This is a genomic window from Paenibacillus massiliensis 2301065 = DSM 16942 (assembly GCF_000377505.1).
GTDB lineage: Bacteria > Bacillota > Bacilli > Paenibacillales > Paenibacillaceae > Paenibacillus > Paenibacillus massiliensis.
The window spans coordinates 39,642-65,290 of the sequence record NZ_KB898192.1; the positions used below are offsets into that span (position 1 = coordinate 39,642).

Genomic DNA, 25,649 nt, shown 5'->3' on the forward strand with positions numbered 1-25,649 from the left:
GCAACGCTAGCTCCATGAACGTCTCATATTGTTTGCAGTCTGTGGCTGTCAGCTAGCCACTACTGCAACCCCAAGTACTCTTTAATACCAGCTACAATTCCGTCTGCTATCCTCTGCTGAGTGTCAGGAGTGAATAGTATAGCCTCATCATTGACATTACTCAAATATCCGGCCTCCAGCAGCACTGCAGGCATCTTTGTTTCCCGAGTAACATGTAGGTTTTTCACCCGTACACCGTTATCCTTAAGTCCTGTTGCTGCTATGAGGTGTTTATGCAACACATCGGCAAAAGCTTTGCTATCCGCTTTGGTATAATAAGTCTCCGACCCGTTAATCAACGCGTTTTTCTCCGACTTCTCCAGGCTGTTCGCATGAATGGATACGAAGAGATTCGCATTAACCTGGTTCGCTAACGAAGAACGGTCCTTCAGCCCTGGATAAGTGTCACCGTTACGGGTAAGCACCAATTCAATATCAGGGTCATTCTGCAATTGCTGCTGCACCAGCAGAGCTACAGCCAGATTGAATTCCTTCTCCTTACGTCCGGTCACACTCGACGCTCCAGGGTCTGAACCACCATGTCCTGCATCCAGCACGACAACATGGCGCCCACTCTCTCCACTCGGCGTTATAATCGGACCTTGCTTGTCCTGCAAGGAAATGACAATGCTGTCGTCACCTTCGTTCGACAGGATGTATTCCTTAGCTGTGTTCAACTGCAGCACAATGCGTGCGGATGATGTACTTCCTTCGTTAAACATGGCAAAACGAATCTGCTTCACGGCAGGATCATCATAGATCTCCAATTCTCTGGAGCCGCTGGTTCCGAGCGGGAATGCGTCCTTTAGCTCGCCTGCAAAACCTGCTCCCGCAAAGTCTATCACAATACGATCAGGTCCTGTCATCGTGAAGACACTCGGCTTCAGTCCGGAATCTGTTCTTACCGTGAGGCGGTTGTCACTGAAGAGGATATCCCTAATCAATTGTTGCTCATTCGTGTCAGACGTATCCGATGTGTCATTATCTCCTGTCGCACTCCCCGTATCCGGTGTGCTTTCATTGCCTGGCATCACTGCTGGCTCAGAGTCCACCGGCGTCGTAGGAACTGGCTTCTCGTTATCCACATTACCTGAGCTCACAGTACCCTTTCCACCCGCTCCTGAGCCTGTATTGCTCTCCAGATATACGGTCTTGGTAGCATTATTCCAGTCTACCTTAAGACCCATCTGCTCACCCACGAAGCGCAATGGCACCATTGTGGAATTGCCCCGCAGCAGAGGCGGTGTATCCAGGGATACTTCTTCTGACCCGACGTAGGCCATCGTGCGTCCTACATACATAGCCATTTCTGACTGATCCTTATGTATCGTAATTTTGAACTGCTCCGGCTCCCAATTGAATTGGTAGCCCAATTGCTCACCGACCACACGTAGCGGAACCATCACTTTCCCGTTCACCATCTCAGGACCCGCATTGGCTCCCGTATCAAGCCGTTCTCCGTTCATGAATAATGACGTACCTGCCGCCGCAGCCTGATTGTATACAGGTAGTAACCATACAAAAAAGGCCAGGATTATCATCCATCCGTATTTTTTCATTTCCATATCTCCTTCAATCTGTAGTTCGTCTCGACAGGACCCCAAAATATGGATTACACCTATTACATAATTAGACGCCGTTCGCCTTGTAAATGTTTCGGTACAATTCGAGAAATTCCGCATTTTTTGTAATAGCAAAAACTCCCCCGTTCTATCTTGCGAACGAAGGAGTTCATCTACCAAGAGAGCTACTATGCTTGAAGGCCTAATTTAATGAGAACAAACATAACAAACATATGGCTGCTCTCCAGGCAGTTCACCCTATTCTCCCGATGAAAGACAGCTTAATTATACAAAAGCACGAGCTTCACGGTCACGCTCATAGGAAGAAATCTTGTCTTCATGCTGAAGCGTCAGCCCGATGTCATCAAGCCCTTGCAGCAAAAATTGTCTGCGGTGCTCATCCAGATCAAAGTTGATTTCCAGACCATACTCATCCGTAATCTTCTTTTGCTCCAAATCAACATTCAGGCGATATCCATCATGCGCAGCTGTACGCTGGAACAGATCCTCGACCTGCTCCTCCGAGAGCTTGATCGGCAGAATGGAATTCTTGAAGCAGTTATTATAGAAAATATCCGCAAAGGACGGAGCAATTACGCAGCGAAAGCCATAATCCAGAATCGCCCAAGGCGCGTGCTCACGAGAGGAGCCACAGCCAAAGTTCGCGCGTGAGATCAGCACGGAGGCTCCCTCATAGCGGGACTTGTTCGGTTCAAAATTCGGATTCACATTGCCTTCCTCGTCAAAGCGCCACTCATAGAACAAAAATTGTCCGAACCCCGTGCGCTCGATTCGTTTCAAAAATTGCTTGGGAATAATTGCGTCTGTATCTACATTGACCCGGTCTACCGGAGCCACAATTCCGTTTAATGTCTTGAATGCTTCCATTGTACGTCTCCTCCCGTCAACTAGCTGACTACTTCCTGCTTGAATTTCCAGTCACGAACATCGTAGAAACGTCCATGGATTGCTGCTGCGGCTGCCATCGCCGGAGATACCAGATGCGTACGTCCACCACGGCCCTGGCGTCCCTCGAAGTTACGGTTAGAGGTAGAGGCACAGCGTTGTCCTGGCTTCAATACATCCGGATTCATTGCGAGACACATACTGCAGCCTGCATCACGCCATTCGAAGCCCGCTTCCTTGAAAATCACATCAAGACCTTCTTGCTCTGCCTGAATCTTCACACGCCCAGAGCCAGGTACGACGATTGCTGTTACTTGCTCGGATACCTTGTAGCCACGTGCGATCTCAGCCGCTGCACGCAGATCCTCAATCCGACCGTTCGTACAGGAACCAATAAATACATAGTCTACAGGAATTTCAGACATTGGAGTCCCTGGTGCCAGATCCATGTATTCAAGCGCCTTCTCAGCGGCTTTACGTTCATTTTCGGTTGGCAGGTCTGCCGGGTTCGGTACCGCGGAGGAAATGTCCGTACCCATGCCCGGGCTGGTTCCCCAGGTTACTTGCGGAATCAATGAATCTACATCGAACTCCAGCACGGTATCGAACTCTGCTCCTTCATCCGTTACCAGTTGACTCCAGGCCTCGACTGCCTTTTCGAAAGCTTCGTTCTGAGGTACATGCTGACGACCACGCAGATAGTTGAATGTCGTCTCATCAGGAGCGATCATACCCGCTCTTGCACCGCCCTCGATGGACATGTTGCAGACGGTCATGCGCTCTTCCATGGACAGCTCGCGAATCGATTCTCCTGTATATTCAATAACATAACCTGTTGCGAAATCTGTACCGTACTTGGCAATTACTCCAAGAATCATATCCTTGGCAGTTACACCCGGCTTACGTTTGCCGACAAAGCGTACTTCCATCGTCTTCGCTTTGGCCTGCTGCAAGCATTGGGTTGCAAGTACGTGCTCCACTTCACTCGTACCAATACCGAAAGCCAAAGCTCCGAAAGCACCGTGTGTGGACGTATGGCTATCACCACAGACAATTGTCTTGCCTGGATGCGTCAAGCCAAGCTCAGGACCCATAACGTGAACAACGCCTTGGTCAATCGTATCCAGATCATACAGTGTTACGCCAAAGTCACGACAGTTGGAAGTCAGCGTGTCGATCTGCTGCTTGGAGATCGGATCTGTAATATTGAATCTGTCCTTGGTAGGTACATTGTGGTCCATCGTTGCAAATGTAAGGTCAGGGCGGCGTACCTTGCGACCGTTCATACGCAGACCCTCAAAAGCCTGCGGAGAAGTCACCTCATGCACCAAATGCAGGTCAATGTACAGGATGCTAGGCTTATTGTCTTCCGAATGAATTACATGATTGTCCCAGATTTTTTCAAACATCGTCTTTTTGCTCATTCTATTCACCCCTGTTGGATTCGAACATGTAAGAAGGCGTTAACCCTTCTCTATAGTGACACTAATATATCATCCCCCTGTCCATTGTTCCAAGATATAATATCTATGAGAGCTATAGCCTTAGCCTATAAAGACAACCCAGAGGAATGTCACCAATTATTTAACCGTAGCCTCTCTCTCTGATAAGGAAGTAACCTTTGTTAATATGTAAGCGACACATATATACAGCAACCCGAAGTGCTTACACACAGGCTTCAGTGGCTATATAGTCTTCGCAGCACATATACAGCTATGATGGTCTTCGCAGCGCATATTATATATAATAGAAGTATTGGTGTGAGAAACCGCATTTCTAGAATATAAAGGCAGGTTAAATATGGAATTCAGACAGCTTCAATATACGTTACAAATTGCAGCGGAGCGGAATTTTTCAAGAGCTGCAGAGAAGCTTCATATCGCCCAGCCCTCCCTTAGTCAGCAGGTGTCCAAGCTAGAGAAGGAACTGGGTGTTGTGCTCTTCCAGCGAAGTACGAGCACCGTAGAGCTTACGCATGCAGGTGAGACCTTCGTGAGACAGGCGCAAAAGATCGTGGATGGTATGGAGCTGCTGCGGCGTGAAATGGATGACATTTCTCAGCTACGTAAGGGAAAGGTTGTCATCGGCAGTATGCCAATCACAGGCTCGCACTTGCTGCCACATGTACTGCCTGCTTTCAAACAGGCATACCCGGACATTGAGATCACACTGCTGGAGGATTCGTCCATGAATCTGGAAAAGAAAACAGCCAGCGGTCAGACGGATCTTAGTCTGCTCTCCCTCCCCCTGAACGAGCCGTCCCTATCCTATGTGCCCATTGGAGAAGAGCTCATTGATCTGGCAGTTCCTCCCCTGCATCCTCTCGCGGAGCGTGCTAACGGTAGAGAGCCGCTTCCGGTACGTCTGGAGGAGCTGAAGAATGAACCCTTCGTCGTGCTCAAGAAAGGACAGGGCTTCCGCAAAATTATGGTCGATCTATGTCAGCAGGCAGGATTCGAGCCGAAGGTCGTATTTGAAAGCAACAATATTGAGACGGTTCAATCTCTGGTAGCTACAGGTATGGGCATTACCCTTGTTCCAAGATTCATTGCCAGAGCTGCCCGTAGCGAGTTCGTTCCTGTCTATCTGCAGCTCGCTGAGCCTGCGCCAAGTCGAACACTTGTCATCGCATACCGCCAGGGGCGTTATTTGTCGAAGGCGGCAGAGGCATTCATTGATACCTTCAAGGACACCGTGGACCAGCTCTCCGTTGGTTTCTCGTTCCGCAGATAGGACGAGTAGACGGGAATTTTGACTAATTCGGCTCGCAGCTCTTAACACGCATGAAAGACGGTTCTGCAAGGCTGAACTCCAGCCCGCAGAACCGTCTTTTGTGTAGCTTGGTAATGATATTACACCACTAATATCAGATCAAGGCTCCAAGCCCCAGATCAGCGTATTGTTCAGGTACAATGGAGTCTTCTCCCATTCAGTATAAGAAGTCTTCGTTGAATCGTAGGAGAAGTCATCGCTCTCATTGTAGTTAGACCAATCCGACTTGTTCACACGGATCTGAATGTCGCCAGAATTTGCACCAGGCTCCAGCGTTCCTGCTCCAGAAGCGAAGGAAATCTCCAGATAATGATCGGCACCCGCTACCGCCCCTGACAGTGGCACGAAGGTTCCGCGAACATTGCCGCTACCCACCGCCGCATAGTCACAATGGAATTCTTGGGACTGTCCGCCTTCAACGGTGTAGTAATACCGGACCTTCACGTCGCTGAGATTAACAGCCTCCGTTCCATGATTCGTCAATCGAAGATTGAAGCGAATCTGGTTGTCACTCGCATTGGTATCACTGGTTCTGTATTCAACCTTCACATCGCCCACAGCCGGTTCAGGTGCGGCTGTAGGGACAGCGCGAACCTCGGCCGAATCAGGACTTGTGCCGATGGCATTTACAGCATTCACTACATAGAAGTATGGAGTGTCATTTACCAGTTGAACATCTGTGTACGTGCTGTTGGTTACTGTTGTCACAGTCGTATAAGGACCTCCAGCTGTTGTGGAGCGTTTGACAGTATAGCTATCAGCTCCAGTAGACTTGCTCCAGCTCAACGTCACCTCTTGATCTCCAGCTGTTGCTTTGAGATTCGTTGGTGCTTTTGGAGCAGCTGGTTCTGGCTCGCCAATTCCGCCATTAATCAGACGATCATACTCAGCGTAAGCGGTAGCAATGTCTACTTGCGACCAGAAGCGATGGTACGTAAATTCTGGTTCGCCGTTCTCCCAAGTTTTTGTCACTGGGTTCCAGGAGCTGTTGTACAGATTCTCAAGGTAAGACCATTTTGGATCTTCCTTCAGCTTCGGACGGATGTCGACAAAGCTTGCATAGACGCCGTTTCCTCCTCTAGCAGGGTCAGAAGGAATGGTATTGTTTCCTGGCATAATGTTGCCTTGGCCACCTTTTCCAGTCCAGCCAGCCGGGAAGAATACTTCTTTTTCGAAGTAACGGGAGTAGGAACCGTTTTTCTCCGTCGTTACGATCCCGATGCCATCATTGTAATCCCAAGCTACATCCAGCAGATCCTTGGACAATTGAGCAGCCTCGTTGCCCAGCGCTGTATATTCGCCATTTTCCAGCTTCGTGGCAGCAGCGAAGAATGTGAGCGCTTTAACATAGCTTCCCAGTACACCAACATCTTGCCCAGGAGCCTTGGTAACTACACGAAGATTCGTGTTAGGCGCATGACCTGCAAAGCCATTCCAAGTCGCAGGCTGACCTGACCACTCCAGATTGCTTGGCAGCCAGAATTCACCTGGAGCCGACGTTGTAGCTACTTGTGCATTTTTACCACCAAGAATGCGGGTACCAGCTGCATTCAGATAGTAACCGTCATTGTCTGTAACCGGACGCTCGTTGGCAAATACATAGTCCATCGACCAATCAACCCAGTTCTGAACAACCTGTTTTGCCATTTGGAAGTTTTCGCTGGACGTTTCGCCATTTTTCGCCATGATGTAGTACAGCTCGGCAATACGCTCAACAGGCCAGGCCTGCATGCCGAACCAGTTGTTGGACGGTGGATCTTTATAGACAGGAGCAGACACATAAGCCATATCATAGAAAGTGCTTGTGCCAGCAGGATATGCTTTGTAATCACCACCATAGCTATTGGTGGCTCCGCCTGCAATTGCACCCTCATTGGACTGCAGCCATGTGTAGAATTCCAGCTGACGCTTCAGGGACTTCTCCCAGTCCGCTTGGGCTGTAGGCGAATTCGGTACCAGACCGCCGTTCTCGTCATCGGATAGAGCGTATGCGGCCATTACGTTTTGGTAGCCTTGGTGTACGTGGCTGGCCCCGATTCTCCAAGCCCAGTCTCCACCTTGACCAAGACCTCCACCCCAGGCTGTGTACCAGGACATCAGGTAGTGACTTGCATCCTTCCCGTTGCCTGCCTGTGGTGTGCCATCAGCAGCACTGCCAATGACCTGGAAGTATTTATCGTACATGTTGTAGCGAAGGAAATCGCCCATTTTCTTGGCTTTTTCCAGATATACTTCATTATCGTATCCCAGTTCCTTCGCCCAGAACATCGCCTGCACAGCACGGGCTTCCGCATCGGAAGCATTCGTGTAACGCCATTGAGCTGCAGGAGCTTGATTTTCCTTCGTGAACAGGGACATGAAGCCTTCCCCAGTCTTGCCGAAGGTTTTGTTATCCTGTGAAGGGTGTGGTATAGCCTCGAATACAGATTCCTGCTCACCACGCTGGAATGTATTCACATACGTTGCTGTATGGCTTGGATTCAGCAGATTGCCGAAGCCATACCAGTTGTCCACATCCAGCAGCCAGTGCATAAGATAGCTTTGGTTGCTACCATACGTAGCCTTCAGTTCAGCATCAAGCGGGTCTTTTCCTGCTGGGTGCTTGCCAGACAGTTGGCTAGGGTATTGATCTGGGAACGGATATTCCGCAGCATAGGTAGCCGGGCTATTCGGATTGTATTTATTTTGACTCGGCTGTTCTTCCTTGCCATCCCCCTCATTGATCGGAATAATGTATTTCTCCATATTATCCCATGCATCTTCCAGGTGGCTCCAATCTTCCGTATAGTATCCGTACAGCACTTCCAGCCACATCCAGTAGCTGTAAGCTTCCGAGGTTGTCATGTGCCCGTAGTCTGGCGCCTCACTAATCAGAGTCTCAATAGAGTGATAGGGAATGCCTTCAGCAGAGAAGTAACCGCTCGATGGCGATTTAATCTGGTCATACAGTTGGAGGAATCTTGTTGCTTCCGATGAGGAAGCTACTGCTTTTGGTGTGGAATCTTCTGCAGCCGCTGATGCGGTTGCCTGAAAGGAGCCGAACACCATAGTTAAGGACAATGTTGCTGTCATGGCGATGGAGAGAGGCTTTTTCCATGTAAATCTCCTCATACCCTAATCTTCCTTCCCATTATGAATTTTGGAATGATCAAGTGTGAAGCTTGCTTCTCTTTGGGCAAATGATCTATTGAGGCGGAACAAGAAGTAAGGTGCACAATCACCATTGCTGGCTCTGCCTATTCAACTGTTCCAGCTCTCTTATTAATCCAGCTCCGTTCCCCATGTCAACTCTTCCCCGACATAGAGTGAAATCCGATCCCAATCTCCAAAGCTGAGCATATTTCCGTTGTATGAGTAGTCATCGGACTCGTTATAATTCGTCCAGTTCGCCTTGTTGAAGCGAATCTGAATTTCGCCACTATCTGCTCCAGGGGCAAGTACACCTGCTCCAGAGGTGAATGAGATCTCCAGATAATAATCCGCGCCGGATACTGGCTGATCCAGCTTCACGAATTCTCCCTTCACATTGGAGCTTCCCAGCGCAGCATAATCACAGTGGAATTGCTGTGGCTGATCACCATCTACTGTGAAATAGTAGCGCAGCTTCACATCCTGAAGTGCTACATCTTCATCGCCTGTATTGATAATTTTCAACGAGGGACGAATCTGATTGTCTGAAGCATTGCTGTCATTATTGCGATACTGTACCTTTAATGCTCCGACCTCAGGCGCAGTAACCTCCCGTGGCGCCCCTTGCACCTGAACCGAGTATACACTCTCGCCTACACTGTTCAGGGCAGATACCACATAGTAATACAGCTGACCATTAGTCACTGCACGATCTGTATAGCTCTTGTCTTGCGTTGCATCCAATTCGGTGTAAGGTCCCCCGTTCAGCTCGGAACGATAGACTTTGTAGCTCTGGGCATTCGTAGAAGCGCCCCAGGTAAGCCGGACTTCTCCATCGCCGGAAGCCGCCTGGACACTGCGAGGTGCTGCCGGAGCTGTCGGTGTACCCGGTTGACCGGCTCCTGGTTGATTGCCAAATACGAGCTGGCCAGCGTCGAATACCGGAATATTCATAGCCTTCACAGGCGTTGTGCCTGTTGAAGCGATGCCTTCGAAGGAGTAGTCGTTGCTGTTATTCCAGAAGCTTGTGTGCTGAGGTGCTGACAGGCGGAATTGAATTTCCTTGCGATACGCCGACTGTCCACCTGGATAGATCTTGGTTCCTGTAAAATCCACCTCCGTATAATAAATGTGATTGTCCGGATCATGCGGCTTAAGCGGAGACACTGTACCGCCCTGATTGTAGCCAGAGGCCGTCACTGTGATGTCGTCTGGACCATAACCAGCAGCTACGGCTTCGCTCAAATCGACATAATAACGGAAGCTCATCTGGTCACTGACTCTCGCAGGCCAGCCCGAACGATTGTTGAGCAGCGCCTTGATTTCGACAAAATTATTCCCGCTGGCATTCACTGCCGCTTCAACGAACATTTCGTCCTCTCGCACCTCTGGTGTCGGGAAATTAGCCAATGGCTGCTGACCCTGTCCATGCAGAATTGCCATCTTCGCCAGCGCACCGGTGAAGGCTGCGTTGTAATCTGTAGCCACCTCATTCGACACGTAATCGCCGATACTGTCGGTATAGCCATCCGACTTGTTCGGACCTCCTACTAACGCACCGTACAGCACGTGGCGGTGATCGTCAGGCACGGATTGACTATCTGCCCAGGAACCATGCGATGTCCGGTGATGCGGATGCTCTGGCGCATTGTTGCCAAAGCCGACCACATAGCTGCTATTCCGCGGATTATCGCCAAGCATGTACAGAATCTGACTTTCGGCGAACTCACGAGCGTTATCCTTCTTGCCTTCGTCCGTAACCCAATCCGAATATACGAAGGCCAGAAAAGCCTGATTCGCTGCGTAACGCAGTACACCCCACTGGTCCAGATAAGCTAGTCCACCTGGCGTATAGCTGATTCTTTCCCCGGTTCCCTCCACACCGGTGCTCCAATATTGGATATTCTTGTCGATCGTGTTCACGTAACGGGCATCTCCCGTAATTCGAGCAAGCAGCAAGGATGCGCCAATATGCTTGTCATCCCATGCATGAGCCCATTTGTAATCCCAGTTACCACTCTGATCCTTGCCCCATAGATTGCTCGCAGCAACGGCCTTGTCCAGATAAGTCTGTTCACCCGTCGCCATATACAGCCATACTCCACCCCAGCTCAGTTCATCTGCATAGCCGCTCCAGGAGTTGTAATACTGTTGAGCATCGGTAATGCTATCCGAGTACTTACCGCGGTACTGATCCGCGAATTGATACAGTTCCTTGGCATGCCGAAGCAGTTCAGCAGAATAAGCAGGATCACTCTCCTTAAATATAATAGATGCGGAAGCTAGCGCCGCTGCTGTCTCGCCTGCCAGATCAGAACCTGGACGCTGAGCATCAATCTTGTGGGAAGGTCTGTTCATCTGCATAACCTCTGCAGGTCCCCACCAGTTATGGTCGTCCGCTCCGTTTCCTACCTGGCCATAGAACTCATTAGGTGCAGTATGCGCTTTCATAAAATAGTCTGTCGCCCAACGAATATTGTCGAGAATCTCATCGAGCTGCCCAGTCTGCTCATAGCCATCACGATACTCATATACGGACCATGCCAGCATGGTGGAGGAGTACGCCATCGGAAGACCGAATTTGACATGGTCACCAGCATCGTACCATCCTCCGGTCAAATCATGACCTACATCCGATCCATCCGTCATTCCGGAATTGCCACGCCATTCGACACGATTATTTTCCGGCAAGGCTCCCGAACGCTGAGCTTCATAAAAATAAATCGACTTCTGCAGTGCCTCAGCGTAATTATAATCTGTAGGAGCCGCTTGAATTGCGCCAGGAAAGGAATATACTCCCGCACCAATTGTAAGCGCTAACATAAAACGAACTGCTTTCTTTCCCGAAAGCTTGCTGCGTCCTCCCATGCTGTTCTGTGCCTCCTTCTCATGATTTGGGTGAAGCTGTAGAGCCTCCTTTCCGTCATGATCAGCAACACAAAAAAGCCCGTCACCTCACTTTCATCTGAAGTAAAGGACGCGCTGCAGTGAATGCCCTGTCTTACTCTGGCCCTGCATTCAATATAGCACAATAAGTAAAAAATATCCATTCTTTTACTATGATTTCCTTTTTTTATTTTTTCGTCTAGGCCGTTTACTTTCAAAAGCCTGGTACAGACTGCAAAAGGACTTATTTTCTCCACTTTTCCAGCCTGTACTCTTAACACCATACGTTCAGAGGAGCGAGACCCTCGAATGATTACTTCTTCTTCTCCACGAGCCTGAGCACGTTGGAGAATTTCATCTGCAGCAATATCTCCGTGAGGATCACTTCATGCATCATATCCAGCACCGATTGATTAATCTTGAGTAAATCCTGGTTCGTTATCTTCTCAGGCGATCTTGTCGTCGAATTCAGCGTACCAAGGATGAACTGAATTTTCTCGGCCTCGGCATTCATGATATGTGCGAGTGACATCTCTTCCAGAGCGATTGAGGTTAGCAGCAAATTCACGGTATCCTTCTCGGTAACCGTAATCTTTGGGGTGATATTCGGTATTGTAGGCTGAGACAAGCAACTCCCTCCTTTGCTTTGATCTGTCACAAATCTGGCATCATTTAGACGAGTCGTCCTGACATTAGCCCCTTCTTCCAATTTTGGCCATAGGGTGAAGCCAGGGAGGAATCTCAATAATTGGCGAACGAACAACCATTGTAGGGGGACTCGCAACATGCGATGTCTTGTATACAGTTTGTGTTTTGTATACAGTCGGTCGCGCCACTACAGTACGCCGCTTTTGTGAACCTTCATTGCCTTGCAGCGTGCGTATTCTGGTGCCGAGCCTGCGTGAGAGCAGATACCACTTCTGTGTCTCACCATTCAGCAGCACCGAGAAACGCGGCATAATCGTGTCCGTGAAAAATTGCAGGGGCATCAGCAATCGCTTCATAGACGCTTCCGAATCTACAGGAATTCCGTTTTGCTCAATCGCCTGTGACAGTCGGGACACTGCATCCACATAGTGATCTAACGATTGAGCAACCTCCTTCAGCTCCTGATGGATCATGACTATTCCTCACATTCAACTTCAATGTGGCAGGCAGTCGTCTCCAACTCCATCGCATTTTCCATTTTTCTCAGCAGCAGCCATTCCTTCATCACTACTACATCAATGACTTTGAACACCTGCGCATTGAAACGGATAATCTCCTTCGTCGTCGGACAGCCTGGAAAATCCAGATTCTTGCCCACGAAGGCTTGAATCTTCTCGGCCTCGGCATTCAATATATGAGAAATGGCCGTTTCCTCCATCGCGATGGACTTCAGGAGATCAATGACAACCTCTTCTTTAGTGGGCCTGAACCGCTCTTCTGGAATTTGCGGCATGCTCATGATAATCCCTCCTTGACTATACCAGTAGTTATACAACCTACGTGATACAGTATGCAGGAGAAAAGAATGTGTTCCTGCCTAATCATTCGAGTCGGCAAAGGACTCCACAGTCTCCATATCTCAGATCCCATAGTCGGCACCTTCAAAAAAATCCCGCCGCTGAATACAGACCATCCAGCAGCAGGACTTTCCTCACCATTATAATGATTACATTTACATATTATAATTTTACATATACTGATTAGTACATTTTATTCTAATAGGTTATTTAATTCAAAGAATACAGTGTCGGACGCCGATCCTCAAATACTGGAATGCGACCTCGCACCTCTGTGACGAGCCCTGGTGTAATGCTTCCCCGAACGATTCCTTCGGCTTCACCACCCTCTGCGACAATTTCCCCCCAGGGGTCAATGATCGTCGAATGCCCGAAAAATTCCGTCTCTCCCCCGCGTCCCACGCGATTGCAGGCCAGCACGTACATCTGATTCTCAATTGCCCTTGCCGTGAGCAGTGTGCGCCAATGGTGAAGTCTTGGATGCGGCCACTCCGCCGGAACAATCAGCATATTCGCGCCTGATAAGGCAAGTGAGCGAGCCAGCTCAGGAAAGCGGATATCGTAGCAGATCGAAGCACCTGCCCGGATGTGCCCGTCCAACTCAAACTGTACCTGCTCTGTACCAGCCTGCAAATACTTCTCCTCATCCATAAGACGGAATAGATGAATCTTCGAATATGAGGCTACCGTGTTCCCTGCACGATCAAACACGTACATCGTATTGTAGATCTGTCCGTCCGCGCGCTTCTCCGCAATAGACCCTGCGACTACATTCACAGCATGTGCACGTGCAAATTCGCTGACCCATGCCTGCGTCTCCTGCCCCTCTGGATCAGCCAGCTCATGAATGCGATCTAGGGCATAGCCTGTATTCCACATCTCTGGCAGCACGATCAGATCTGTAGGGCCGGTCTGAATGGCCTCCTGCATAAGCTTCTCGATATGACTCCGATTGTGTTCAGGATTACCAAGCGCGATATCCGCCTGAATAAGTGCGATATGGACCTGTGAATCTCCCAGTTGTGACATCATACGCCTCCTTTTTCTATAATACTCCCGATATTCGGTTCTCATGTAACGTAGTGACCTTATCATAGCCGCTTCATCCAGCTCTGTGCAACCGTGATTTCATGCAGATAGCAGGTTAATCCCCCCTATACAACCCGGGAATATCATGATAGATTAAGCTTTAACGAAATTCAGACCCTACAATAAAGGTAGTGTGAAACCGATGAACCCAAACTCAGTCCAGCATCATATATCCGCATTTCCAATCCCAACTGCTACAGTCATGAACGAATTGCCAACACAATTCTTCGCCACCTTGGTTCAGCAAGTGAACCGTGAAATTGCAGCAGGCCATGATGTCATCAATCTGGGACAGGGAAATCCCGATACGCCTACGCCGCAGCATATTGTCGAGGAGCTTCAGACAGCTGCAACAGAGCCGCAATTCCACAAATATTCTCCGTTCACCGGGCATGCTTTCCTGAAGGAAGCCATCGCACGTCGGTACTTGGAGGATTATGGCGTAGTGCTTGACCCCGAGACCGAGGTCGCCATTCTCTTCGGGGGCAAGACGGGACTTGTACAGCTACCGCAAATCTTGCTGAATCCCGGGGATGTATGTCTCGTGCCTGATCCCGGCTACCCGGATTATTGGTCAGGTGTAGCGCTTGCCCGTGCGAAAATGTCGTTCATGCCGTTGCTGGAGAGCAACAGCTTCTTGCCTGACTATCAGGCTATTTCGGAGCAGGAGCGTGAGTTGGCCAAGCTGATGTTCCTCAACTATCCGAACAACCCGACGTCTGCCACAGCTCCGCTGTCCTTTTACGAGGACACGGTTGCCTTTGCGCGCAAGCATCAGATTGTGATTGCCAGTGATTTCGCCTATGGCGCCATTGGCTTTGATGGCAAGCGGCCAGTAAGCTTCCTGCAAGCTCCCGGAGCCAAGGAGGTAGGTATCGAATTCTATACGTTATCCAAGACCTACAATATGGCAGGCTGGCGGGTCGGCTTCGCGCTCGGAAATGCGGAGATTATCTCCAAAATCAATCTGCTGCAGGATCATATCTACGTCAGCCTGTTCGGAGGGATTCAGGCGGCAGCAGCCCATGCGCTGACAGCCCCCCAGGATTGTGTTGCTGAGCTGGTTGGACGGTATGAATCACGGCGTGATGCCTTCTTTGGTGCATTGGAGCAGATCGGCTGGAAGGCAGATCGTCCCCAAGGCTCATTCTTCAGCTGGCTGCCTGTTCCTGAGAAGTACAGCTCATCCGAGTTCGCAGAGCTGCTCCTCAAGGAAGCCAAGGTGGCCGTTGCTCCAGGCGTTGGCTTCGGTGCGCATGGAGAGGGCTATGTTCGGATTGGGCTGCTGAGCTCGGAAGAACGACTCATTGAGGCCGCTCAGCGCATTGGGAGGCTGGGATTGTTCGGCTAAGGTTTTTCTGGCGCAGGTATGGGTATGCTGCGGGCGCAGAATTCGTGAATGGAGAGACTAAACCGCTCGGGGAATTGTGTATGGAGTCGCTAAGGGGCTCGCTATTCGAGCATGATGAACTGCGTGCATGTTATTCGTGAAGAGGCTTCGACTCGGAATTCGTGCATGATGAAGCTGCCGGCATGGTTTCGGGCGTCGTGACGCTGCGGGCTCGGAGGTTTCCTTCGATCGCTGTTAAAACCTGATTTATTCATTAGATAAAAGAGGTAGCGGTGTAAATAAGGTTTTAAAGGCGAACACTTCGTTTCTCCAGAAATCCTCCGACCCTCCGCTACTGCCCTTGCTGATGCTGTAAAATGCAATAGCTATACTGCACGATTGTTAGCTAGCTTTTGGTGCGAACCCCAAGCTCACATGATTTTCCCGGGGCATTCGCACCTCAGATTTTGTCGAATTCATGTCGAATGTGAATGAAATGTGTACACACATTTAAGAAAGTCGCGCTTATTCTTTATATTTTCACGCTTAAACGTTAGAATTAGGAGTACTAACAACTTGGTTAAGTTACTTTTTGCTGTCGCACTCTACTTGAGTGCGTGGATTGAAATCAATGCAGGCATGCAGCCGGGACAAGCTGCCGTGTCGCACTCTACTTGAGTGCGTGGATTGAAATTTGTCGAATGTCCTCTGTCACATATAACAACCTCGTCGCACTCTACTTGAGTGCGTGGATTGAAATCGTGATTTTAGAGTGCAGGTAATAATCATCAAATAGTCGCACTCTACTTGAGTGCGTGGATTGAAATATATTGATGACCTTTAAACCCAAGAATCCAGACAAGTCGCACTCTACTTGAGTGCGGGGATTGAAATATCTTCGTCACGCATACGCATATGAGTCCATAGCAAGTCGCACTCTACTTGAGTGCGGGGATTGAAATACCTTTTCAGCATTCAACGCATGGCTACGGTCCGAGTCGCACTATACTTGAGTGCACGGATGGTTTTCAACTGAACAAACAACATTAGGTTCGATCTGCGATTAGTACTAATCGAGCTCCTTCATTAGCATTAATGCAACTAGTCCTCAGATATCACCTTCCTCACGGAAGATTTGCCAATCACCCTATTAACTGCACATGGTACAAGTGAAGTTATGACACGAAAGGAGCCCAGGGGATCTACCCTGAGCTCCTTTCCTCATTAACTATTATTAGCATGGTAACTCTGGTATTTGCTCTCACTTTCGCTGACAGAAGAACGGTGATCCATTAGAAACTTTTTTGAGCGTAAGCAAAATTCATTGTTACATCTTCATATGAGTAGAAGGTTCAACATTATAAATTGTTATAAGGCCGACATATAGTAAAATTAGCACTGTCAACACAACTCCAATTACAATAAATATTTTTTTAATACGAACCGCTCCTTCAGTTTATAGATTTGCGGCTCCTCCAGTAATATTGCCCGCTTTATTAATCTGGACCCACTGTTCTCTATTCCCAACAACCATTCCAAAACCAGACCAAAGAAAGTTCCAACCCCAAATAACTTTCTTTGTTGCAAGTGTCTTATCCGAAGTCAAAAATGCTGAACTCTCGTTCTTTGAAAGGTCTAATGCAGGGTAATAGTTTCGATCTACTATCCCCCCACTTTCAAGAATTTGAACAATTTGACTAGTGTTTTTTTTGACTTCTTTTATTTCCACATGCAGATACACAGAGGTCTTAATTATATCCAGACCCATTACAGTAGTGGTAGCCGTATGTTTGCCATAAGGGAAATAGGAATCCCCAACTGCTTGAAGTGAAATATTACTATTACTTTCAATATCATCAAAAAACTCAACGTCAGAGGATACCTCTACATCACCATTGAAAAGAGTGACTTTGCTCGCTAAAACATCTGTGGGTTGTGCTTCGTAAACTTTCTTTGCAAATTCAGGATCATTCAAATAATCAACAAATCTCTGCTGATCTTTCTCTGATAGATTTTTGAACCCATCAATAAATTCTTGTCTTTCAGGTTCATTCGATGTATTGAAAGCATCTAGTCCTGCAATAGAATGATTTGGAAGAGACTCTAGATAGTCTATGTAGGCTATCGGGGTATCCACTACAGATACACTTGCGTTTGCGCCTACACTTGGAATTATTGTCAAAAATAATAACACAAATGATAACACACAACTACTTAATTTTCTCATTCGAATTCTCCTCACTTTATTTTTTAATTAGCATTCAGAAACTAAATTACACATTTAACATTATCACCTCCATTGATATCATTTTAACTATATATGACAAATATTAGTGATAAATATAAAAGACAGGAGTCTCTTTCCCGCTGAAAGCCTCTAGTTGCTGTATCAAACTAGGAACAAATAAGATATTGAGCGAGGAATGTCTGATCCTAGTAATAAATCAATTAAGATTAACGCTTTGAAACCCCAAGCAAATAATCCTGGGGTTCTTCATGATCACTCCTGACCAGACTCTTTTTCGTGCAACACAAAGAAGAGCCCTCAAACCTGAGAGGCTCTCCAGTAAACCACAGATATTGAACAATCAACTCAGATGCCGTGAGATCAAGTACCTGATCCATGCGACAAAGTTGTAATCACCTTCTCTATCGTAATGACGAGAACCAATGCACTACTCATAGCGAAGGTTAACCAGCTAATCTTCCGCATTCAGCCTATCCACCTCTCTTGCAAGCTGCCTAAATTGGCCTTTCTCTTCTACAGTTGCCCATTCCCGATGCAATTCGAATAACGTCATGTAGTTCGCAATATTCTGTACACTGTTGATTTTAACAGATAACTCCAATCCTGTAAGGAATATTTTGATAGCGGTCGCTGGATTTTTTTTGGACTTATACTTCCCTAACTCTGCGAAAAACTGTGCTTGTCTTTCAGCAAGAATCGGACTTTTATAATATAATCTTTTCTTCTGAACTACCTGAAACGGAATATGTGCCGAGAATCGTTCCAGTATATGATCAATCTCAAAATTAAAGCGATTGGCTGTCTTCATGATATGTCCCAGTGCAACACTAACCTCCTCAGGACGCTCCGCCACAAAGTCTGCATACTCCTCAAGTACAGCAACTTCACCGGACAACAATCGGTATAACAGCGTGTTGGCCATGGCCCATTCGTTAAACTGCTGAATGTACCATAGCGCCACCTCATCCCGCTCATGAATGCAGGCTTCCCCATTGGCATATAACGAGACATATTGCATTGCCCCTTCGAAATCTTTAAGCTCGGCACTCACCGTTCCACGCATCAGCCAACCATACAAAATATAGGAGTAATACGGTTCCTTGGGCTGCCTCTCCCCAGAAGGACGTTCATATTGGATGCATGCGACCCGAAGCATTTGTTCTGCCAGTTGGTCTACCTGCTTCCATTTTCCACCTGTCATCATGACATTGATCAGTTCTCTCAGTGCCTCCACCTGATAAGACTCCTCCAGACGGTTCACATAGTGCCCAAACACATCAGCCGCTCTCAGGTTATCTTCCACGTTATTACTCAGTGAAATCTGGAACAGGCGATACCGACAGATCGCCAATCGCTCTGAATGCTGGTATCTTTCCGCTTCACTCACGCTCGAGTACAGCAATGCCGCAGCCTCGGTATGGTTTAGATCGAATAATTTCTCAGCGACTACGAATAACAAATGTACATTCCGCAGCTTGTCCAGCAATCGGCCCACCAGTCTTTCTAGACAGTCCAGACGGTCCAGCTCTGCACACCGTAATATAAAGGGTTCAATACGACGGAAAGTAATAGAGAACTCAATGCACTCCTCTACGTACAGATCAAACAGCGCATCCTCTGGCAGTTCCATGCCTCTTGTAATCTGTTCTAGCTGGCGAAGCGAAATAGGCTTGCTCCCTTGTATCAGACGGCTTAGTGTACCTGTATTCACACCAGAGATCTGGTGAAACTTGACGTAAGAGAGGTTGTTCTTCTGTAAGTATGTATGGAGTACTTCACGAATGGTATTTCCACCTTCCACTTCAATACCTCCTCTATCCATAGTCCAAAGTATAGCTTCTCGCAGCATCCATAAAAAGGTTCTGTAAGGGATTTTTTTACTTTCTATATACTACACAATGAATACTAATTACTGCAATATAATTCACGAATTATATTACGTTATATATACGTTCTTCCTCATCTATCATAGATGGTATACCAAATATGAGGAGTTATTGTCATTGAGGATCAAGGAAGCCAGAGAAGCCGCCGGGCTTACCCAAGAAGCGCTCGTACTCAAGATCAACCATACGATGAATTGTACGTTGCGCCACTTTCAAAATATTGAGTATGGTATTGTGATCCCTAGCGTCACTTTGGCGCTATTAATAGCACATGTACTGGAAGTAGACCCACGTGAGGTAGATGAGTGGAAGTTCAAAGCTGCTCAAGCTGATTCGTAATCATACCCACGCTGACCAAATTCACATGAGATGGAACGACTACCGATTCAGGTTGTGTAGCCTGCTCGGTAGTTTTTCTCTACGAAAGTGCTAGTTCCACGACTACAAATCTTCTCGGATATACCCCCATATACCAGCCCGACTCAGGATCGATGTAATGCATCTTATCTACTTGTTCCCTTTGCTTATTTCACGAAGCAATCGAATAAGTTCACCATGCTTCCGCGCTGAGCGTGGGTTAACCACAACGGGTACCGCATACCTCTGCCTTGTCCCTGCACTTCCCAATATCCTCTTGCCACTCTCGTTCTCCTTCGGACTAGCAACGGATTTCAGCTCAAGAGTGCAGCTCCCACAGATCCATCGCTCCTGATAAGGGCTGATCTGCACCTCGGACTGACAGAACACACACTCCTGTAGCTGGTATCGACGCATCATCATGTTTCCTGTATCGGTATCTGCAAAAAACTCAATCAACGTGCTCGGCCCCATCTCCATGGATTGACGTAATTCCACAGGAATCACAATTCTACCCATCCCATCAATAGCTCTGATCATTCCAGTTCTTGTGCCCATGTCGCCCTTCTCCTCCCTTTCCTGAAATATATTGTAAGGCGTCCTGTCATTTTTATTTCCAATATACTGGAGACAAGTATCAATTATGGTAATCATAGTTATATGTCTGTTTTTTATAACCAATTGCTTTGTCATCAAGAAAAGTGTAGGAGTACATGTCCATATACAAGTCCGATATTTCTATTACATCTATTTTATGAAATGTGAGAGCTGCCATTGTTTCTGATGGAATGCTTACTGGCTTTACTATCGGCTTGTTCGGAGTGGATGGCAGATAGAAGGGCTTTGCCGGTTGGGATAACTGCAATGGGATACTAACTGGGCCTTCCCTCTGCTACCGCTGGTGCATCTGGTTGTTTTCTACCTACAAGTCAAACTCACATTGCTAGTGTTTGTGTGCTATTAATTTTGACCTAGAATCTTTGATGCACTCAGGGACATTGAAATCTGCCACGATTAATGGCCATGGCCAGAAAATTAGTAGTATGTTTATCAGAATAAATGTATATCCCAGATGAATTCTGTCCCCCTTCGGTGCGAACCCCAAGCTCACATGATTTCCCTGGGGGATTCGCACCTCAGTTTTTGTCGAAAACGAGTCGAATGTGAACAAGATTTGAACACGCTTCTAAGAAAGCAGCACTTATCCTTTTTATTTTCACGTTTATGCGTTAGAACCAGGAGTATAAACAACTTCGTTACGTTGTTTTTCGCTGTCGCACTCTACATGGGTGCGTGGATTGAAATTCAGTGTGGTCTTCAAACTTCAGAGACTCAGGATTGTCGCACTCTACATGGGTGCGTGGATTGAAATTAATGATACCATTTTAATCACCTCTATGATTTAGTCGCACTCTACATGGGTGCGTGGATTGAAATTGCGTTGTTCCACAAGTAAAGCATTCAGCGCTTGTCGCACTCTACATGGGTGCGTGGATTGAAATCAACTACACCAACACGAAGGGCGCTCCTGGACACAGTCGCACTCTACATGGGTGCGTGGATTGAAATCTTGATGTCACGGTGGGAGATATCTTAGAGCACAAAGTCGCACTCTACATGGGTGCGTGGATTGAAATTGTACGAAGTTACTCACTACCGCCGCCCCCTCTCAGTCGCACTCTACATGGGTGCGTGGATTGAAATATGGCCTTTTTGAGTAGACCAATCAGTGAATCGGGTCGCACTCTACATGGGTGCGTGGATTGAAATAAAAAACCAATCATTTAACAATCTCCGTAAGCGCGTCGCACTCTACATGGGTGCGTGGATTGAAATGTAACACTCCTAATGGTCCTGTTGTTGGCTATAACGTCGCACTCTATGTGAGTGCGTGGATTGAATACTGGAGATAGCCATACCGGATTCCATGACAATTCGAAGTCGCACTCTATGTGAATTCGTCGATTGAAATGAGTTACAGATCGTTTCCGTGGATTCATCCGGACGTCGCACTCTACTTAAGTCGCTGGATGTTCTTTACCTTAATAACACCATTAGAAGGTGTAACTTCCTATCAACTACCGAATTATTATTAAAACACGCTAGAAAAAAGGGCTTCTTCTTCCCTTTGAACTGTGACCCGTAAAATGGACACCTTGAAAAAAGTGACCTCTTACGGGTCATTTCTGTTTGAATCGGAACATTAAGAGAATTGTAAGGTAACTTTCATGGGATTAAGAGCAGGACCTTCAAAGATTTTTAGCGAAGAAGAGACAACTCAAGCCGTTACCAATGGACATTAAAAAAGATGACTCCTGATGAATTCAGAAGCCATCTGTTGGTTACCTAAGCTGAGGCTTTATTCTCACCGGGCCCACAACTAGTCTACAGTGCATGTAATGCTAAATCAGCTTTTGCTGTATACTTTATTGTTTTTACGATAATTATTCTATTTTTGCAAGACATTGATACCAAATTCAAGATCTCCACGTTGAAACCTTTTAAGATGAAATGCCATGTTGTTAACCTTACAATCATCTTACACAACGACAAGCAAAAGCCACCGAGGCTTCCAACCTATTAACGGTGGTTTTTTGCGCTATACCAGTGAATCTAGTACACTTTGACTCTATACGTATAGTTTAATTTCTTAGAGGGGTGAGCCAATATGATGAAGCCGAATGTTCAACGCTTGTTATTCTCCGGATTAAGTCTGCTGATTCTTTCCATCGTTGCCACTGCGCTAGCTTTTTACTTGGATGGCCAAAGAGGTGAAAACCTTCCGTTTTCATTGTCGCCCAATGAATCCGTATTAGTCTTTGTCATCGCTGCTTTATTTTTAGTGTATCCCGTTGTATTGCTCGCATTTGCCTTACCTTTTTTCCTGCTGAAATCCTTTCAAGTCCGCTTCTCTATTCGTGCATTGATTTATCTGATGACGGGCATAGTTGCCATGCTTATTCCTACAATTTTACACCGCTACGGCTATTTCTATCTTGGAATCGCCTTGCTCTTTGCGGGGTTGGATTTTCTGTGGTCAAAGCAAGGGAAAACGAAATAAACAAATTCTTTAGGTTGTAATTCCTTCTCTTATTTTTCCTATGTAGATGAAAGGAAAAATAAATCTGAAAGGAAGATGCAACATGGCAAACTATGAATACTATACGTGGAAACTTATCCCGGCCTCATTGAGGGAGCAAAACATTATCAAAACATCGCTTAGCAACATCAAAACAGAAACGATTTTGCGGCCAGTAAACAAGACTGCTTACGTTGGTATCAATGGCGGGTTTTTCGAAGCGACTGACGGATACAGTAGCCCTCCTACCGGAGGTGCTTCTATCGTTTATGTAGCCGGGGAAGAAAACCAAACGGTCACTTATAAGGGCCGAACATTGAGTAAGAATTACATGTCGAACACCTCAGTTAATGGGAACGAGATTTCCCGAAAGTCTGCTGTCTTTTATCGGGATATGAACGGTAACCTAAGAGCCAGACACCTTTACATTAAAAATGTAAATGAGGTGTATCAGTATTATCCGAAGTCCATGGTGGAAATGGTTATTGGCGGGAATGACTATAATTTGGAAAGCTGGGGTGGATCCTCTATTAAAGGCGAGCTAGGATACTACCTCCCAATTAATAGAACGATTTTAGCCTGGAAGAACAATGATGCCTATCTCATTGCCGGGCATGGCAGTGTACCATTTATGCGAGATATTATGGATGATCTCGGGCTTGATGCGGTTGACTCTATTATGCTGGACGGATCAGGTTCTACACAAATGCAAGTAGGTAGCCCCCTTAAGAATCCAATCGATAGTGATCGCTACGTTTATAATATGATTCGTCTTAAGAATACCTAAATAACTTGAAAACATAAGTTCTTTGAAATTGCCTAAGTGGAGCCCAATACCCACTTGGGCATTTTCTCACTACATATAAAAAAGGGAAACGCTACAAGAGCAGTTCCCAAGTTGTATATTATTTAGATCTATACTGTTTCATTAATTTCATTAGATGTTCTAGCTATTGAAAGAAAAACATGTATATTTGTGCTGAGATTCGTATGTGAAGCATTAGGCCTTAGTTAACTGAAACAGTAACAAGGGATTAATGAACATTAATATAGTATCTTGGAAAGGAAGCAAAAAAGACGGACTGTCAGCATTTTTGTAACGTACTTTTTCCCGATTATTACCGTTTAACCATTTAAAGGAGGAATGATGAATTTGAATACATTTACACGCCGAGTGTTAGCTGTAGGGATCGTTGGCCTTATGCTTGTAACGGCCTGTGGACAAGAAGCTAACACAGATACTTCTAGCACGAATCCAGAAGCCAGCAAGCCTGCAAACCAACCACCTTCAGATCCCCATACTCAGCAAGACACCTCAAACGATCCTGATCCAGAACAGCTCATTGATCCTTCTACCAAAGCGTTTAAGGAAATTACAGAAGCTGAGTTCAAACCAGAGGTATCTATTGATTTTGAAGCGTATAAAAAGAGCTTTTTTGATGAAGAGATTATTACCAAATTAAAAGAAACACTTGAAGCCGTTATTGCCCAGGATAAGGAGAAATTTCAGACACATTTGCAATCAGGGTACAATCTTGACTCACTATTTTTTGATGACAAAGATGCTCAATATATGTTTTATGATCTGGATATCCTAGAGAAATTGACAATAGACGGTCGCGAGCACATTCATGTAGGCGTTCGATATGCAAAAAAATCATCAGACGGCTCTATCTACAATACAGGAAATACCGTTTTCTTTACTAAAAACAAAGAAGGACAATGGGGGATTGCCAACATCGATTAAATCAGCTACAAGGTTTATGCCGTCTTTACTGTTACATGTCTAGATTACTTCCAAACTGCGCCTTCAATTAACCACCTAACAAGCGTCTAGGTCTAGCAGATGTTGTCGATAATGCCGCACGTGGCGGGCCGCTATCTCAGCCGGGGATACCTGAATGATCAGGGGACGGCTTCTCCCGTTTTATCATGCGTTGTAGTTTTTAGACCAATCTCCCTTACGTCATTGTCGAACGGAACTAACTCATACAAGTCACGAACATCACAACCGATGGAATCGGCAATTGATATGGCAATTTTGAGCGGCATCACCCTCTTGTTTTCAATAAAGTCGTAAACTCGTTCCGGTTTTAAGAGCAAGTCTTTTGCCAGCCATTCCGCTGACTTTCCGGATTCCATCAATCGTTCATTCAGTAAGCAACGTCCTAGTTCAAATTTCAAGAAGCGATTACCTCCCGCATAAGTTAATATTTATCCTAAGCGTTGTCCATTGTCAGTATGAATATACTTCATAAAGGGATGAAGTTCCCCGTGCGTCTGGCCAATCGGGGCTATCGTTCCCCGTTAGCGTAAGGACCTTGCTTCGTTCCAAGACTTTACTGAACGTAGAAAAAGTGAACTGTACTTGATCATTTCCAAAGACTCTCTCATCTCGTATTGGTTGAGACTTCTTTCATTAATCAGATACTCCCCAAGGAATTCCTCCTTAACAAAGAAAGAATAGCGGCTCAATGCCTACTACTCTTTACTATTCCGACCTGATCCGTTGCTAGTTCCTAGTTCAATCTAGCATGCATCTTCCAGTGACGGACAGTAATTTAGGAAAAACATTCCTTGTGTTGGGCTACTTTCGCCAGGGCATGGCCATGACAAAGAAAAGTACCACTATGGGTGCTTTTTCTTACTCTCTTTAATTGCAATAACCGCAATTACCAATATAAGTAACGCCACTGTACTTAGGATTATAAAGAAAAAATAAACACTCTGGTTCAAAAAAGTAAACACAATCACAATTAAACCAAGAACGGAAATCAGCTTATAAAACATTTTACCAATGTTCGATAATTCTGTATCATGATCAAAATAATTCTTACCCGAAACAACAAGTATTGAGAGAG

Annotated in this window: 19 protein-coding genes, 1 pseudogene and 2 CRISPR repeat arrays; of the genes and pseudogenes, 7 read left to right on the forward strand and 13 right to left on the reverse strand. The window is 46.5% G+C overall.

Annotation, left to right across the window (positions count from 1 at the left end; genetic code table 11):
• Positions 1-59: 59 nt before the first annotated feature.
• From D328_RS0116595 to leuC, 3 genes are all read right to left on the reverse strand, one after another.
• Complete coding sequence (locus D328_RS0116595; protein ID WP_018886150.1) at positions 60-1,598, reverse strand: N-acetylmuramoyl-L-alanine amidase family protein; 1,539 nt, start codon at positions 1,596-1,598, stop codon at positions 60-62.
• A 288-nt stretch (positions 1,599-1,886) separates the two neighbouring features.
• Complete coding sequence (gene leuD / locus D328_RS0116600) at positions 1,887-2,489, reverse strand: 3-isopropylmalate dehydratase small subunit (RefSeq protein WP_018886151.1); 603 nt, start codon at positions 2,487-2,489, stop codon at positions 1,887-1,889.
• A gap of 20 nt (positions 2,490-2,509) precedes the next feature.
• Positions 2,510-3,931, reverse strand: coding sequence for a 3-isopropylmalate dehydratase large subunit (leuC, locus tag D328_RS0116605; protein WP_018886152.1), 1,422 nt, complete (start codon positions 3,929-3,931; stop codon positions 2,510-2,512).
• A 376-nt stretch (positions 3,932-4,307) separates the two neighbouring features.
• Between leuC and D328_RS0116610 the strand changes: the two genes are divergently transcribed.
• Positions 4,308-5,240, forward strand: a complete 933-nt coding sequence (locus D328_RS0116610; protein WP_018886153.1) for a LysR family transcriptional regulator — start codon at positions 4,308-4,310, stop codon at positions 5,238-5,240.
• Positions 5,241-5,378: 138 nt separating this feature from the next.
• Here D328_RS0116610 and D328_RS0116615 read toward each other — a convergent pair whose 3' ends face one another.
• The 6 genes from D328_RS0116615 to D328_RS0116640 form a co-directional block, all read right to left on the reverse strand.
• Positions 5,379-8,390, reverse strand: coding sequence for a glycoside hydrolase family 48 protein (locus D328_RS0116615; RefSeq protein WP_018886154.1), 3,012 nt, complete (start codon positions 8,388-8,390; stop codon positions 5,379-5,381).
• A 150-nt stretch (positions 8,391-8,540) separates the two neighbouring features.
• Positions 8,541-11,276, reverse strand: a complete 2,736-nt coding sequence (locus D328_RS0116620; RefSeq protein WP_018886155.1) for a glycoside hydrolase family 9 protein — start codon at positions 11,274-11,276, stop codon at positions 8,541-8,543.
• A 331-nt stretch (positions 11,277-11,607) separates the two neighbouring features.
• On the reverse strand, positions 11,608-11,922 hold the full coding sequence (locus tag D328_RS0116625; RefSeq protein ID WP_018886156.1) for a hypothetical protein: 315 nt from the start codon (positions 11,920-11,922) through the stop codon (positions 11,608-11,610).
• A gap of 64 nt (positions 11,923-11,986) precedes the next feature.
• Positions 11,987-12,415: a hypothetical protein gene (locus D328_RS0116630; RefSeq protein ID WP_018886157.1), complete on the reverse strand. Its 429-nt coding sequence runs from the start codon at positions 12,413-12,415 to the stop codon at positions 11,987-11,989.
• Between the two features lie 2 nt (positions 12,416-12,417).
• Complete coding sequence (locus D328_RS0116635) at positions 12,418-12,741, reverse strand: hypothetical protein (RefSeq protein ID WP_018886158.1); 324 nt, start codon at positions 12,739-12,741, stop codon at positions 12,418-12,420.
• A 268-nt stretch (positions 12,742-13,009) separates the two neighbouring features.
• Complete coding sequence (locus tag D328_RS0116640; protein WP_018886159.1) at positions 13,010-13,828, reverse strand: carbon-nitrogen family hydrolase; 819 nt, start codon at positions 13,826-13,828, stop codon at positions 13,010-13,012.
• Between the two features lie 229 nt (positions 13,829-14,057).
• Between D328_RS0116640 and D328_RS0116645 the strand changes: the two genes are divergently transcribed.
• On the forward strand, positions 14,058-15,239 hold the full coding sequence (locus D328_RS0116645; protein WP_025677746.1) for a pyridoxal phosphate-dependent aminotransferase: 1,182 nt from the start codon (positions 14,058-14,060) through the stop codon (positions 15,237-15,239).
• 576 nt (positions 15,240-15,815) lie between these two features.
• A CRISPR array of direct repeats spans positions 15,816-16,180; the repeat unit is 32 nt; unit sequence GTCGCACTCTACTTGAGTGCGTGGATTGAAAT.
• A gap of 494 nt (positions 16,181-16,674) precedes the next feature.
• On the opposite strand, the gene D328_RS0116650 is transcribed toward D328_RS0116645, so the two are convergent.
• Together D328_RS0116650 and D328_RS0116655 are read right to left on the reverse strand one after the other, a co-directional pair.
• Entirely contained in the window at positions 16,675-17,445 is a 771-nt protein-coding gene (locus D328_RS0116650) for a hypothetical protein (RefSeq protein ID WP_018886161.1), read from the reverse strand.
• 472 nt (positions 17,446-17,917) lie between these two features.
• Complete coding sequence (locus D328_RS0116655) at positions 17,918-19,267, reverse strand: hypothetical protein (protein ID WP_018886162.1); 1,350 nt, start codon at positions 19,265-19,267, stop codon at positions 17,918-17,920.
• A gap of 202 nt (positions 19,268-19,469) precedes the next feature.
• Here D328_RS0116655 and D328_RS0116660 point away from each other — a divergent pair, with 202 nt between their 5' ends.
• The gene (locus tag D328_RS0116660; RefSeq protein WP_018886163.1) at positions 19,470-19,691 is read left to right on the forward strand and encodes a helix-turn-helix transcriptional regulator; all 222 of its coding nucleotides are present in this window, start codon (positions 19,470-19,472) and stop codon (positions 19,689-19,691) included.
• Between the two features lie 168 nt (positions 19,692-19,859).
• Here the strand turns inward: D328_RS0116660 and D328_RS30345 are convergent, their stop codons facing one another.
• A complete protein-coding gene (locus D328_RS30345; protein ID WP_018886164.1) occupies positions 19,860-20,267 on the reverse strand; it encodes an AbrB/MazE/SpoVT family DNA-binding domain-containing protein in 408 nt (135 codons plus the stop codon).
• A 715-nt stretch (positions 20,268-20,982) separates the two neighbouring features.
• A CRISPR array of direct repeats spans positions 20,983-21,681; the repeat unit is 32 nt; unit sequence GTCGCACTCTACATGGGTGCGTGGATTGAAAT.
• 309 nt (positions 21,682-21,990) lie between these two features.
• Between D328_RS30345 and D328_RS31900 the strand changes: the two are divergent.
• The 4 genes and pseudogenes from D328_RS31900 to D328_RS0116680 form a co-directional block, all read left to right on the forward strand.
• Positions 21,991-22,059 (forward strand): annotated as a pseudogene (locus D328_RS31900) (hypothetical protein); the annotation flags it as partial.
• 318 nt (positions 22,060-22,377) lie between these two features.
• A complete protein-coding gene (locus tag D328_RS0116670) occupies positions 22,378-22,770 on the forward strand; it encodes a hypothetical protein (RefSeq protein WP_018886165.1) in 393 nt (130 codons plus the stop codon).
• A gap of 82 nt (positions 22,771-22,852) precedes the next feature.
• Positions 22,853-23,575 carry a phosphodiester glycosidase family protein gene (locus D328_RS0116675; protein ID WP_018886166.1) on the forward strand — a complete coding sequence of 241 codons (723 nt, stop codon included), beginning with the start codon at positions 22,853-22,855 and terminating at the stop codon, positions 23,573-23,575.
• 366 nt (positions 23,576-23,941) lie between these two features.
• A complete protein-coding gene (locus tag D328_RS0116680; RefSeq protein ID WP_154659153.1) occupies positions 23,942-24,535 on the forward strand; it encodes a hypothetical protein in 594 nt (197 codons plus the stop codon).
• 158 nt (positions 24,536-24,693) lie between these two features.
• On the opposite strand, the gene D328_RS0116685 is transcribed toward D328_RS0116680, so the two are convergent.
• Positions 24,694-24,972, reverse strand: coding sequence for a hypothetical protein (locus D328_RS0116685; RefSeq protein ID WP_018886168.1), 279 nt, complete (start codon positions 24,970-24,972; stop codon positions 24,694-24,696).
• Between the last annotated feature and the right edge of the window lie 677 nt (positions 24,973-25,649).